A 13,685-nucleotide genomic window follows, 5' to 3' on the forward strand; every position below is an offset into this window, starting at 1 on the left:
ATGCTAGGGAGTGTTTTAAATGAACATGAAGAAAACAATTGTTTCTGTTCTATCCATCTCTACCTTATCTTTTTCACTAATGGGCATGGCTTCGGCCAAGGAAACAGCGGATTTCACAGTCAATAGCAGCTCGTCTGGATTTCAAACATTAGATGTGATTTCAATTCAAGATTACAGTATATCTTTAAGAGTTGGTGAGCCACCCTACTCGGTCTATGATGCTGCAGCTACACGTTATTGGACAGATAACCAGAGTGTAGCTTCTGTTAGTTCTAGTGGACAAGTGACCGCTCATTCACCTGGCAAAGCCACGATCACTCTTTATAAAGGTACGTCTGTCTTAGGACAAGTTTTTGTGAGAGTTTGGTAAGATGATGCTGAAAAGACCTTTACACTGTAAAGGTCTTTTTCTTCTCTACCTATTACTCTGCACGGTTTTGAAGAATGGTTTGAATTTTTGTGACCATTAAGTCTATCGCCACATGGTTTTGGCCGCCTTCTGGGATGATGATATCGGCGTATCGTTTTGTTGGTTCAATGAATTGATTATGCATCGGTCTGACAACAGATACATATTGTTCGATCACAGAGTCGATCGACCGGCCTCTTTCCTTCGTATCGCGTAAAATGCGGCGGATGATGCGAAGGTCTGCATCTGTATCGACATACAGTTTAATATCCATTAAGTCTCTCAAACGTTCATCTTCGAGCGCAAAGATACCTTCAACGATAATGACATCCTTCGGCTCAACATGAACAGTCTCTTCTGAACGTGTGTTCAGTTTAAAATCATATATTGGTTTTTCAATGGATTCGTACCTTAAGAGCTGTTCCAAATGCTCAAACATCAGGTCATTGTCGAATGCAAGCGGATGATCATAGTTCGTGAGCAGGCGCTCTTCAAATGGCATATGACTTTGATTTTTGTAATATAAATCTTGCTGAAGCATGAGGATGGAATGTCCTTTAAATTTTTCATAAATCGAATTGGTGACGCTCGTTTTACCTGAACCCGAGCCGCCAGCAATACCAATGACAACTGGTTTACTCCTCATGTGGCTGTTATTTCCCCTTTCTCATCATGTTGCTAGGGTATACTTTTTGATCAAGCTTGAATTTGACGATTTGCAGCGGATGACGAGCGGCATCTAGTTCATTGCCTTTTTCATCCCAAATCGTCTCAATTTTGCATGTGAAATTCTCAATTTCTGGTCCGAAGAATTCGACTTCGTCGCCTTGCTTAAAGAAGTTACGCTGCTGCAATGTCACGATTTGTTCTTTTTCATCATAATGAAGAACAAGACCTGCGAAATCAAAGGTCGTTTTCTTTCCATGAATGCCAAACATTTGTTCATCTGTTCCTGGTACGCCTTCGAAAAAGGCTGGCGCTGTGTCACGGTTTGCACATTTATCTAATTCATCTAACCATTCCTGCTGAATGACAAAATTGTCTGGATCAGCACAATACGCATCAATGACTTTACGATACACACTGACAACAGTGGCAACATAATGAATGGATTTCATCCGTCCTTCGATTTTTAAGCTGTCAATTCCCATTTCGATCATTTGAGGAATGGATTCAACAAGCTTCAAATCTTTTGGACTCATCGCAAATGGTGCATCTTCTTCACCAAATAAAGGTGCTTCCTCAGAACCTTCTAGTTTATAAAGATCATAATCCCAGCGGCAGGACTGGCAGCAGCCTCCGCGGTTAGAATCTCTTGCCGTCATATGGTTACTGAGCACGCAGCGGCCAGAGTATGCGATACACATCGCACCGTGAATGAATGTTTCGATTTCAATATCGACTTTTTCCTTCATTTCTCTAATTTCTAGCGCACTTGTTTCACGTGCAAGCACCACACGCTCAAGCCCTTCTTCCTTCCAAAATTGAACAGCTTTCCAATTTGAAAGAGATTGCTGTGTGCTTAAGTGGACTTCAAGCTTCGGTGCAACACGTTTACATGTTTCGATGATCAGTGGATCAGCTACGATAATGCCTGCTACTCCAGCACCTTCAATCCCTTGAAGGTATTCCTCCAGCCCGTCCATGTTTTCATTGTGGGCGAAGATATTCGTTGTCACATAAATGCGTGCGCCATATTTGTTTGCAAATGCGACGCCTTCTGCCATTTCTTCAATTGAAAAGTTATCTGCATTAGAGCGAAGCCCAAATTCTTTCCCGCCAATAAAAACAGCGTCAGCTCCATAATGTACAGCAATTTTCAGCTTTTCCAAGTTTCCTGCGGGTGCAAGCAGTTCTGGTTTTTTTGTAATGACACGTTTCCCATCAATCATTTCAGAAATACCATCTTTCAATAATGCCATTTCCTCTGCCTCCTCTTATCTTAATAAACCGTTTCTTTAAAGAAGAATCCTGTATCAATCGAACGATTCACTGGCTGAATCTCTTCAATCCGCTTCACCCAGTCCTCTTTCTGATCTTCATACGCGTCTTTGTCAGTCGTTAGTAAATCAATTGCTTTTCTATAAAGTGATGTTACCTCTGTCATATAAGAAAGTGACTTTAAAATTCCGTCAATTTTAAATGAGTCAATGCCTGCGTCAACAAACTCTTCTAATTCGTCAATCATACACACATCATTTGGACTCATAATATGTGTCCCGTTGGCATCCTCGAAAATAGGGTATTTGTTTTGACGCTCTTGGTCATGCAGGAATAGCCCTTCCTCCATATGTCTGCCTACGACATCCATTTGTTTGCCTTGGTATTCAAAGTAGTTGCCGATGAGCGTACGTTTTGATTGAAACATACATGTCATGCCATGGACTTGGATTTCAATCTCCACTTCAGCATTTTCTTTGATGTCGATCACACTGTCCATATTCAGCTCTTTTGCAAGAACAGCACGCGATGCACCTTTTTTACCCCAGTAGTTACAAGTGTAATAGTTTGTCCCAGTCGTTTCTGTACTCCAGTGAAGATTCAGGTTCACTCCTGTTTCCTTTGCAGCCATGATCACGGCTGGGTCTCCAAAGACGACACCGTCCACGTTTAATGAATCGAGAAAAGTTAAATAATCTCCAAGCAGCTGGACGCGGTCATTATGAAAAATTGCATTCATCGCCACATACACTTTTTTGTGATGGGCATGTGCAAGCTCAACCGTTTGTTTCACATCTTCTCTTGAAAACTCACCCGCAAGACGAATACCGTATGTTTGTTCGCCTATTAAGAATGCATCAGCTCCTGCCTCAATTAATGGCATGACGTCTGACACGCTGCTTGGCGTTACAAGCAATTCTGGTTTCTTCATGATTGGTCACCTCTTTTTGTACTAATGGCGATCCCGTCTCCAACTGGAATAATGCACGTTTGGAAATCAGGGTTTGACATGAGCCATTGATTGTATCGATCAATTTTTCCAATTAATTGTTTTTTTCGTTTATCTTCAATTTCTTCTTCATAATTCGTTGCCACTAAGCCTTTGAATAATACATTGTCTGTAATAATCATTCCGTCATGAGCAAGCATCGGTTCAAACAATTCAAAAAAACGCTTGTACTGCCCTTTTGCAGCATCAATAAAAATCACATCATAGGGCGCCATCGTTTGGACCGTTTTAGCCGATTCCATCGCATCACCAAAAAACACGTGTATTCTTTCTTTTAACTTTAATTCCTCAATGTTCCGTGTCGCTTCTTCATAGCGCTTTGCATTTCGCTCAATCGTATAAATCTCAGCATCTGGCAGAGCTGTTGCCATTCGAATGGCGGAATAGCCAATCGCTGTCCCAACCTCAAGAATTTTCTTCGGCTTTTTCATCGAAAGAAGCTGCAGTAAAAGCTCGATGCTCACCTTTTCCATAATTGGCACATGATGCTCTTTTGCATATATCTCTAATTGAGCGATTGCATCAGGACTTGGGTGAATTAAATGTTCAATATAATCATTTATTCGATCATCTTCGATAGTCATTATCTGTCTAGCTCCTTCATGACCTGAAAAAGAAGAGTCCTGCCTATTGCAGCTCTCTTTCTCGTCAATCTTTCGTTCATCTAAGTAAAAACAACCCGATATATTTTACCACAAAGAAGTGGTAATTGCGAACCTATAAAATGGATATTCCAACGAAAAAAACTGCAGGCAATCTCGTATTGTCTACAGTCTTTTTCGATTCACTTGTACGTTAATTGCTGCCTGTGATGTATTTCGCTTTTGCTTTATTATGCTCATTTAACGTTTTCGTAAATACGACTTCTCCATTTTTCTTCGCAAGGAAGTAAACGTAATCCGTTTTCTCTGGATGCAGTGCTGCTTTCCAAGAGGATTCACCAGCATTTGCAATAGGTCCAGGCGGCAGCCCTTTGTTGTTATACGTGTTATAAGGAGATTTCACTTTTAGGTCTTTGTAATAAACGCGGGATTTATGCTCACCAAGTGCATAAAGAACGGTTGGGTCAGTTTGAAGCGGCATGTCCTTTTTCAACCGGTTATAGAATACACTTGAGATTTTTGCCCGATCTGTCTTTTCTGTTGCTTCCATTTCAATGAGTGATGCCATCGTTAACACATCATGTATGGACATGTTTCTCTTTTTCATGTCTTTTTCATACGTTTTCACGTATTGATCTGTTTGTTTAATCATCGTTTCAATGATCGTCTCGAGTGATTCATCCTCACGATAAAATGGATACGTAGCAGGGAATAAGTAACCCTCTAACGGATGTTTCACCTGTTTCCCATTCACCTGTGATGTCACGGTTTTCGGATATTTTTTCATTAGTGTTTGAATAAAAGCAGGATCATCCAGCTTTGCTTCAACTTCCTTCGCTGAAAAATTCGTCTGATTTGCAATAATCGCTGCAATATCAGATAGCTGTCTTCCCTCTGGAATCACAAGCTGAAAGGCGTAATCTGTTCCGCCAGATGTCAGCTTTTTGATCAGCGTGTCTGCGTCCATTGTTTGTTTCAAATGAAAATAACCCGCTTTAAAGCCGGACGCATTTTTGTATTTCGCATAATAAGTGAAAATCGTGTCATTCGAAATGAGCCCATTTTCTTTTAAAATGCCCGCAATTTCGCGCACAGATGTCCCATTTGGAATATGAATATTAATCGTTTGTTTACTTTTTTGATCGACCGGTCCGAGTGCTGATTTAACATATAAAAAGCCTGATAATGCTGCAATGATGATGACAGCAAGGACAGATAACAGGACGATCCCCATTTTTCTTTTGAAGAATGGTCGTTTCTTTTGTTCTGAAAACATGCATGGCCCTCCTCACATCTAGCTTTTATAGTACATGATTCGACGGAGTTCGGCAATTCCTTGCTCATGCATGTCATGACAAAACTTGCCACAAAACGGCTAAACCAACACCGCCACCGCTTCCAATAGCAGCCATGACATAGCTTCCATTCGGTAAGGTGTGCGCTTCATAAAATAATCTCACCATCATAGCAGCTCCTGACGCGCTGTATGGATGCCCAAGGCATAGTGCACCGCCTCTTCTATTGATCCGGTCATATGGTATCCCCAGCATGCGGGCAATAAGTGCTGCTTTCAGCGCAAATGCTTCATTGATTTCAAAAAGCGCCACTTCCTCTGCCTTGATGTTCTCTTGATGTAAAAGTTTCTTGATCGCATCAATCGGTGAAGCAGCTGGAAAATGAGGATGTATCGCTGTCACAGCACTTCCGGCATACCGCAGCATCGCCTTACATCCACTTGCTTCCGCTAACGATCTTTCCATCACAGCGACAGCAGCTGCTCCGTCTGCTTCCTTACAGCTATTGGCGGTGGTCACAGTTCCTTTCCCCGGCAAAAATACAGGTTTTGCCCGCTTGATCAGCTTTGTCATTGGTCTTATTTTAGCAGCTGCTTGATCTATACTCAGCCCGTCTACCGAAACGATTTCTTCTGCATATGTACCATGTTTAAATGCGGCTAAACTCCTTTCCCAGCTTAAAAGGGCATAGTCATCTTGTTCTTTTCTTGTAACAGAAAATGCCGACGCGGTCAGCTCTGCTGCTTCTCCCATATGTGGATCTCCTATCCACTCCGGTGAAAAGCGGGCTCTTTCTTTCATTGGTGATCTGGAAATGCTCTCAGTCCCGCCAGCGATATACATCGAGCCCTCCCCCGATTGAACCATGATGCAAGCTGTTCGGATCGCTTCAAGACCAGAGGCACATTGCCTGTCAATCGTCATACCGGGAACGTGTAAAGGAAGCCCTGCTTCTAATGAGGACAGACGGGCCATATTTCCACCGCCTCCGACGACATTGCCTAATATGACGTCATCTGGTGTCATGTTCTGAGACAAATGCCGAATAAGGGGAGCGGCTAATTGCTCTGGGCGATAATCTTTCAGCATCCCATTTTTGTCACCGAAGGGTGTTCGTTTTGCTTGTACGATCATCGCTTGCATGACAATTGCTCCTCCGCCCACCTTTTCATGCTCACGCGGGCAATTTTTCCGCCGGATGTTTCAATCATTTGATCAATCATAAGCCATTTTTTTGGTACCTTGTAGGCCGCAAGCTTTTCTTTAACAGCTTGTCGAACCACCTTTATTTGCTGCACTTGCTCCAGTATGGCAACAGGGATTTCACCCCAATATGGGTCAGGAACGCCCACCACAATCGACCGCTTCACCTCTGGCTGTTCATTTAGCACACGCTCAATTTCCTCTGGGAAAATATTCAGACCTCCATAGACGATCATGCCATTCTCACGACCGCTCATATACAGATAACCGTCTTCATCCAGCCATCCCATATCGTAAACTGTCAGCCACTCCTGCGGCGGTTTCTCCTCATGTAAGTAACCTGAAAAAGTCATTGGGCTCTTTACATAAATCCTCCCTGTTTCATTTGGCTGACAGACAGATTGATCGGGCCGCCTTACTTCTACTTGAATGGAGGAGAAAGGCCGTCCAACAGAAGAAGGTTTTTGCAGAAAGTCATTTGAAGACAAGTAAGAGACAAAACTTAACTCTGATGTACCATAAAAATCAAAAAAAGTGATATGTGGATAGTTGGAGACGAGCTGTTCTTTTGACGAGATGCTCCAATCTGCTCCCGATGACATGACAAGAAGCGGATTGTCTCCTTTAAAAGCATCGATTTGCAGTAACGTTTCTGTCATTGTTGGGACAGTATACATCACGGTGATATCACCTGTCTCTAAGGCTTGCTTCGCTTTTCCTGGCACAAATTTTTCTAAAAGCGTCACTGTGCCGCCAAAGTATAATGTACTGATAGCACCATATAAAAAGTGAGAGGATAAGAGTGTACCTAATATAAGAGCATGATCTTGATGAGTGATTCCAAATGAAGCAGCTGTCATTCGAAAGCTCTCGATCCATGATTGCTGACGTCTAATAAAGGCTTTCGGTGAGCCTGTTGAACCTGACGTAAATCCCATATAAAAGACAGGATCCTTCTCGGTATCGCAGTTGTTACAAGGATTGATGTCTGTGAGAAGGCTCATTCTTTCCTTCCATTCAGATAAAGAAAGAATCGGCATGTCCACGCTTCCCTGTTCAAATCTTTTCATCAATCGATCCTCTATAATGGCGAGATCCGCCTCACTTAACAAGAGCTTTTCTACACATTCTTGATGACTCCATCTCGGATCAAGCGGAACGGCTGTCCACCCTGCACAAGCAGCGCCCGCAAATATTTGAAGAAAAGAAGCACCATTTGATAATAAAAAAGCGATTCTTTTTTGCTGATGAGCCGTTCCTTGTAACCACTGTGCCGATCTCTGCACACGTTCATACCAATCTTCATATGTAATGCTTTCTTGCTCATCTATGATGGCAATCTGATCTCGTTTCATTTCTGCATGTACTGCATAGCTTTCCGTTATTCTGTTCAAACTGCACGCCTCCCTTTATGCAGATCCCTTTTTCGATATGACATGGCCTGTATGATTTTGACCGTAAAGAAAGCGCACATTCCCGCTTTGATGAGATCACCTGGAAGATAAACCAAACTAAGGAAAGCCGCCTGCGACACCTTAATATGCATCATCATGGCTTGAAAAGGAATACCGCTCATATACAAAATCACAATACTGCAAACCGCATAGATCACAAAAAGACGCAGTGCGGTTACTTTTTTCAGCCGGTTCACCCATAAGCTGATCATGAAGGCAGCAACAGGATAAGCAAGAAGAAAACCACCACTTGGACCAAAAAAGACCCCTATCCCGCCTCTCCCACCTGACAAAAGAGGTGCGCCTGCTGCCACAACCAAAAGAAAAAGACATAAACTGATCAGTGCTTGCTTTGGCTTTAACAGCCCCCCAGCAAGCAAAAGACCTGCGGTTTGCAATGTAATCGGTACAGGTGTAAATGTCAGTAAAATCGGCGGGATCAAGCCTAACATCCCGATAACCGCTGTCATTAACGCTATTTGCATCATATCTTGAATTCTCAATATTCATGCCCCTCACTCAATTTATTGTTAAAAATAGAGTAAAAGGTACAGTTCATTATGTCAACATGAAATAAATTTAAGTTAACATAATGATCGTAAAAAAAGACCTGTGAAGAAAGATCAAGAAGATCTGTTCACAGGCCTTTTATTCGTTCTATTCTTCGTCTTCTTGATCTAAGAACGTGTTTAACGTTTCTTCAATCATGTCCCACTCTTCATCCGTTTCAATCGGCTCTAGCTCGCCATCTTCACCGTCTTCGTTCGGTGTGAAGCTTGATGCATGAATTTCAATTTCCTCATTGTCTTGCTCAGAAATTGGGTAGTAAAGAACATAAGATTTGTTAAAATGGTCGCTTTCAAAAGTAAATAGTACTTCGCAAAGCTGTTCATTTCCATTATCATCAACGATTGTAATTTGCTTTTCTCCGTGTTCCATTTGATTCACCTCATTTTAATTTAAGCTGTCTAAATATCCTTGCAGGATCATAACAGCCGCCATTTTATCAATGACTTTTTTACGCTTTTGTCTGCTCACATCTGCAGAGATGAGCATTTTTTCCGCTGCCATTGTTGACAGACGCTCGTCCCAAAGCACAACAGGAACATTGTACGTGTTTTCTAGCACTTTCGCAAATGATTGGCTGGCTTCGCCTCTAGGACCGACCGTGCCGTTCATATTTTTTGGAAAGCCAAGTACAATTTTATCCGCTCCATATTCTGCAACAATCTCAGACAGGCGGCTGAGACCAAAGTCTCCGCCTGCTTCATCAATTTTAATTGTTTCAATCCCTTGCGCTGTCCATCCCATTTCATCACTGATCGCAACACCAAGGGTTTTCGTGCCTAAATCTAAGCCTAAAATTCTCATGTTTTACGCCTCTTTATGTGTCTCTAAGTACGATTTAACCAATTCCTCAATTAATTCGTCTCGTTCTAGTTTACGAATTAGGTTGCGTGCATCCTGATGTCTTGGAATATAAGCAGGGTCGCCTGACAGCAAGTATCCGACAATTTGATTGATCGGGTTGTATCCTTTTTCTTGGAGTGCGTCATGAACTGTAATGAGCACTTCATTCACATTGGTTTCAGCTGAATCATCAGAGAAGTTAAACTTCATTGTCTTATCAAATGAACTCACTGCTTCTTGCACCTCTCTTCCAACATTCTACTAGCAAGCTTTTTTCTAACCGCTCATCTAATACCATTATTCTACACTACATCGCCTGATTATAAAACGGATTTGACAGATTCTTCGACAGATGCCAGTGCTTCTTCAAGTTTTTCTGGTTGTTTTCCGCCTGCTTGTGCCATATCTGGACGTCCGCCTCCGCCTCCGCCGCAGATTTCAGCTGCCTGCTTCACAAGCTTCCCTGCATGCAGACCTTTTTCGATCACGTCTTTTGTCACTCCTGCTGAAATGTTTACTTTTCCGTTTTGAACGGCTCCCAGGACGATGACAGCTGATCCTAATTTAGCTTTCAAGTCATCAACCATTGTTCTTAAATGGTTCATGTCTTTAGCATTTACTTTTTCAGTTAATACTTTTACTCCGCCAATTTCAGTCACTTTCTCTAAAATAGAGCCTGCTTCTGCTTGGCTTAATTTCGCAAGAAGAGATTCGTTTTCTCTTTGAACCTCTTTTAAATCCGCCTGTAATGAAGCGATTCGTTTTGGAACGTCCTTCGTATTTGACTTCAGCTCATTTGCTGCCTGTTCTAAAATCGCCAGCTGGTCATTTAATTCTTCATAGGCACCTTGACCAGTCACAGCTTCAATACGGCGTGTTCCAGCACCAATACCCGACTCAGACGCAATTTTAAACAAACCGATTTCCGCAGTGTTTTGCACGTGACAGCCGCCGCATAGCTCGATGCTGTAATCGCCGACTTGGACTACGCGGACAATATCGCCATACTTTTCGCCAAACAGCGCCATTGCGCCCATTTCTTTTGCTTCAGCAATTGGCTTCAGGTCAATCGCAACCGAAATGCCTTCCCAAATCTTTTCGTTCACGATTTTTTCAATTTGAGACAATTCTTCTTTCGTCACTTGTCCAAAGTGAGAGAAATCAAAACGAAGTCTGTTTTCATTCACCAATGACCCTGCTTGGTTCACGTGGCTGCCTAATACATCTTTTAGCGCCTGATGCAGAAGGTGTGTCGCTGTATGGTTTTTCACAATACCTTTTCGAAGAGCTGATTCCACTTCTGCAGTGACTTCGAGACCTTTTTGAGCCGTACCGCTTACGACGACTCCTTCATGGACATGCTGACCGTTTGGCGCTTTTTTCACATCTTTGATCTCAATGATGGCTTCTGCACTTTTTAGTGTCCCTTTATCCGCTACTTGTCCGCCGCTTTCCGCATAGAATGGAGTTTCATCTAACAAGATTTGCACCGTGTCTCCTTCATGTGCTTCCGAGACAATTTCACCATTTTGAAGCAATTCAATGATACGGGCATCTGCTGTTAGATTTTCATAGCCAACGAAGGTGCTTTCTACTTTAATATCGCCTAGAGCGCCCCCTTGAACCTGCATACTGCCGACATCTTGTCTCGCATTTCTTGCTCGTTCACGCTGCTTCTCCATTTCCGCTTGGAAGCCTTCTCGATCAACTGTCATGTTCTCATCTTCTGCGTATTCTTCTGTTAGCTCGACAGGGAATCCATACGTATCATACAGCTTAAATACATCTTCACCTGAAATTTTTGAGCTGCCTTTGTCTCTTTCTTTTTTGATTACTTCTGACAAAATGGCTAACCCTTCGTTCAGTGTTTCGTGGAAACGTTCTTCTTCGTTTTTGATGACTTTCGCAATAAATTCTTCTTTTGCTTGTACATCTGGGTAGAAATCCTTCATGATTTCAGCAACAACTGGCACTAAATCATACATAAACGGACGGTGGATATGGATCGTTTTTGCATAACGCACAGCGCGGCGCAGCAAACGTCTTAATACATATCCGCGGCCTTCATTGGAAGGAAGTGCTCCGTCACTTACAGCAAAGGCAACTGTCCGGATGTGGTCAGCAATCACTTTGAATGCTGTATCCTTTTCCTTTGTTTCGCCATAGCTTTCTCCAGAGATCGTTTCGACTGCGCGAATAATCGGCATGAATAGGTCTGTATCGAAGTTCGTCGGCACATTTTGAATGACAGATACCATTCGTTCAAGACCCATCCCTGTATCAATGTTTTTCTTCGGCAGTGGTGTATATGTACCATCTGGATTATGGTTGAATTCAGAGAACACAAGGTTCCATACTTCTAAATAACGCTCGTTTTCCCCGCCTGGATATAATTCTGGATCGTTCATATCGTGACCGTATGATTCACCGCGGTCATAGAAAATTTCTGTATTTGGTCCGCTTGGGCCCTCGCCAATATCCCAGAAGTTGCCTTCAAGACGGATAATACGTTCTTCAGGCACACCAATTTTATCTCTCCAAAGGATATACGCTTCCTCGTCCTCTGGGTGGACTGTCACAGATAACAAATTCGGATCAAAGCCAATCCACTCGTCACTTGTGAGGAATTCCCACGCCCATTCAATGGCCTCTTCTTTAAAATAGTCACCAATAGAGAAGTTGCCAAGCATTTCAAAGAACGTGTGATGGCGTGCTGTCTTCCCTACATTTTCAATATCATTCGTACGAATCGATTTTTGCGCGTTGCAAATACGCGGATTTTCAGGTACGACGCGACCATCAAAGTATTTCTTTAATGTTGCCACACCACTGTTGATCCATAAAAGTGTCGGATCGTCATGCGGTACAAGAGACGCACTCGGTTCTACAGCATGTCCTTTTTCTTTAAAGAAGTCTAAAAACATTTGACGTACTTGAGCTGAAGTTAAAGTTTTCATTCAAAAATCCTCCCTTATCATTCATCAATCTCCACACAAACGAAAAAACATCCCGCCCTATGCAAGCACAAAACGACTTACACAGGGACGAGATGTTCTCGCGGTACCACCCTGATTATAGACAAATTCGTCTATCACCTTCACATCCGATAACGCCGGAAGAGAGCGGCAGTGTTTATCTGCACTCGGGACTAGCTTCCGTTAAAGGTCTGATAAGGCTTTTCTCAGCAAATAAAGCCTCTCTCTGCAACAGCTTTTTAACGTACTCGGGTCCGTCATTGAATTTCAATATGTATGAATCGAAATTATTATAGACAACTCGGCTCGTCTTGTCAATGAACGCTTCGTCTCATCAGGATATATTGCACAATGATCACCCTGATAATTGCAGCTGCTGGTACGGCTAAAATCATCCCAATTAAGCCAAACAGCTCTCCTCCTGCAAGCAAGACAAGCATAATGACGACAGGATGCATATGAAGACTTCGCCCTACAATGATTGGGCTGAGGACATTACTCTCTAAAAATTGCAGCACCGCTACTGTGATCAGTACAATGATGACCGATTTCACCGAGATGGTAAACGCAATAAAGATGGCAGGAACTGCGCCAATAATCGGTCCAAAATAAGGAATCACGTTCGTTGCCCCTATCAGCATCCCAAGAACAAGCGGATACGGGATATGAAAAAGCCAGAGCACAATGGCTGCTGCACCCCCGATTAAAGAACAAACAAGCAGCTGCCCTCGAATATAATCACCAAGCGATTCATCCACTGCTTTGACAAAAGCTTTTCCCCTCTTTCTAAATGATGGCGGCGTTAAATACCATGCCGCCCGCTTCATCGTGTTCATATCCTTCACCATATAAAAAACAAGAAAAGGAATGAGTGCTGCGACTAATGCGTAATCAAATAAAACCTTACAGCTAAGAATCATCCGCTCAGCACTATTGGCTGCATATGTCTCCAATTGAACAATGAAGCGGTCCAAGCGGTCGTGAAGTCCGTCAGGCCAGTGGCTCGTATGACGATGAATATGTGATAAAGCGCCATTATAAGTTTCGGCGAGGACCGGAATTTGTTCTGACAGCTCATTTAACTGTGCGATCATCACAGGCGCTCCTTTATAAACCGCAAACCCAATCCCGCCAAAAAACAGGACATAGATGAGTAAGAGACTGACTGTTCTCGGCAGCCCTCGTGCATGAAGTCTTTCCACAATCGGATAAAGCAGATAAGAAATAAAAATGGCGATGAGAAGCGGAATGAGAACCGCCTTCAGCAATAAAAAAACAGGCATCCATAACTCGTCGAGCTGAAGTAAAATGAGCAAGGATGCAAGGACAAGCAAGATCCCTGCAGCATATATCAGAAATTGGATCGGACGTTTCTTCACCTTTTTCA

Annotated in this window: 14 protein-coding genes and 1 other annotated feature; of the genes, 1 reads left to right on the forward strand and 13 read right to left on the reverse strand. The window is 42.7% G+C overall.

Going from position 1 to position 13,685, the window contains the following annotated elements:
• Positions 1-19 precede the first annotated feature (19 nt).
• Complete coding sequence (locus NST59_RS12235; protein ID WP_106025818.1) at positions 20-370, forward strand: Ig-like domain-containing protein; 351 nt, start codon at positions 20-22, stop codon at positions 368-370.
• Positions 371-422: 52 nt separating this feature from the next.
• Here the strand turns inward: NST59_RS12235 and udk are convergent, their stop codons facing one another.
• From udk to NST59_RS12300, 13 genes are all read right to left on the reverse strand, one after another.
• Positions 423-1,055, reverse strand: coding sequence for a uridine kinase (udk, locus tag NST59_RS12240; RefSeq protein WP_024423106.1), 633 nt, complete (start codon positions 1,053-1,055; stop codon positions 423-425).
• Positions 1,056-1,062: 7 nt separating this feature from the next.
• Positions 1,063-2,331, reverse strand: a complete 1,269-nt coding sequence (locus NST59_RS12245; RefSeq protein WP_024423107.1) for a peptidase U32 family protein — start codon at positions 2,329-2,331, stop codon at positions 1,063-1,065.
• A 20-nt stretch (positions 2,332-2,351) separates the two neighbouring features.
• A complete protein-coding gene (locus NST59_RS12250; protein WP_059374682.1) occupies positions 2,352-3,281 on the reverse strand; it encodes a peptidase U32 family protein in 930 nt (309 codons plus the stop codon).
• The gene (locus NST59_RS12255; RefSeq protein ID WP_039180249.1) at positions 3,278-3,943 is read right to left on the reverse strand and encodes an O-methyltransferase; all 666 of its coding nucleotides are present in this window, start codon (positions 3,941-3,943) and stop codon (positions 3,278-3,280) included. Before NST59_RS12255 ends, NST59_RS12250 begins: the two co-directional genes overlap by 4 nt.
• A 211-nt stretch (positions 3,944-4,154) precedes the next feature.
• Entirely contained in the window at positions 4,155-5,237 is a 1,083-nt protein-coding gene (gene mltG / locus NST59_RS12260; RefSeq protein WP_039180252.1) for an endolytic transglycosylase MltG, read from the reverse strand.
• Positions 5,238-5,310: 73 nt separating this feature from the next.
• Positions 5,311-6,399 carry an acetyl-CoA C-acyltransferase gene (locus NST59_RS12265; RefSeq protein ID WP_106025816.1) on the reverse strand — a complete coding sequence of 363 codons (1,089 nt, stop codon included), beginning with the start codon at positions 6,397-6,399 and terminating at the stop codon, positions 5,311-5,313.
• The gene (locus tag NST59_RS12270; RefSeq protein ID WP_144491371.1) at positions 6,387-7,853 is read right to left on the reverse strand and encodes an acyl-CoA synthetase; all 1,467 of its coding nucleotides are present in this window, start codon (positions 7,851-7,853) and stop codon (positions 6,387-6,389) included. The genes NST59_RS12265 and NST59_RS12270 overlap by 13 nt, the downstream gene beginning before the upstream one ends.
• Positions 7,850-8,416, reverse strand: coding sequence for a biotin transporter BioY (locus tag NST59_RS12275; RefSeq protein ID WP_341040650.1), 567 nt, complete (start codon positions 8,414-8,416; stop codon positions 7,850-7,852). The genes NST59_RS12270 and NST59_RS12275 overlap by 4 nt, the downstream gene beginning before the upstream one ends.
• A gap of 154 nt (positions 8,417-8,570) precedes the next feature.
• Entirely contained in the window at positions 8,571-8,852 is a 282-nt protein-coding gene (locus tag NST59_RS12280) for a DUF1292 domain-containing protein (RefSeq protein ID WP_024423112.1), read from the reverse strand.
• Between the two features lie 15 nt (positions 8,853-8,867).
• The gene (gene ruvX / locus NST59_RS12285) at positions 8,868-9,284 is read right to left on the reverse strand and encodes a Holliday junction resolvase RuvX (protein WP_034279935.1); all 417 of its coding nucleotides are present in this window, start codon (positions 9,282-9,284) and stop codon (positions 8,868-8,870) included.
• A 3-nt stretch (positions 9,285-9,287) separates the two neighbouring features.
• Positions 9,288-9,554, reverse strand: a complete 267-nt coding sequence (locus tag NST59_RS12290) for an IreB family regulatory phosphoprotein (protein ID WP_008358522.1) — start codon at positions 9,552-9,554, stop codon at positions 9,288-9,290.
• Positions 9,555-9,643: 89 nt separating this feature from the next.
• A complete protein-coding gene (gene alaS / locus NST59_RS12295) occupies positions 9,644-12,280 on the reverse strand; it encodes an alanine--tRNA ligase (RefSeq protein WP_327842214.1) in 2,637 nt (878 codons plus the stop codon).
• An 80-nt stretch (positions 12,281-12,360) separates the two neighbouring features.
• Positions 12,361-12,568 (reverse strand) — a binding site (T-box leader).
• A 44-nt stretch (positions 12,569-12,612) separates the two neighbouring features.
• Positions 12,613-13,677: an AI-2E family transporter gene (locus NST59_RS12300; protein ID WP_059374674.1), complete on the reverse strand. Its 1,065-nt coding sequence runs from the start codon at positions 13,675-13,677 to the stop codon at positions 12,613-12,615.
• Positions 13,678-13,685: the final 8 nt, after the last annotated feature.

Source organism: Bacillus sp. FSL R5-0439 (assembly GCF_038008805.1).
Classification (GTDB): Bacteria; Bacillota; Bacilli; order Bacillales; family Bacillaceae; genus Bacillus; species Bacillus safensis.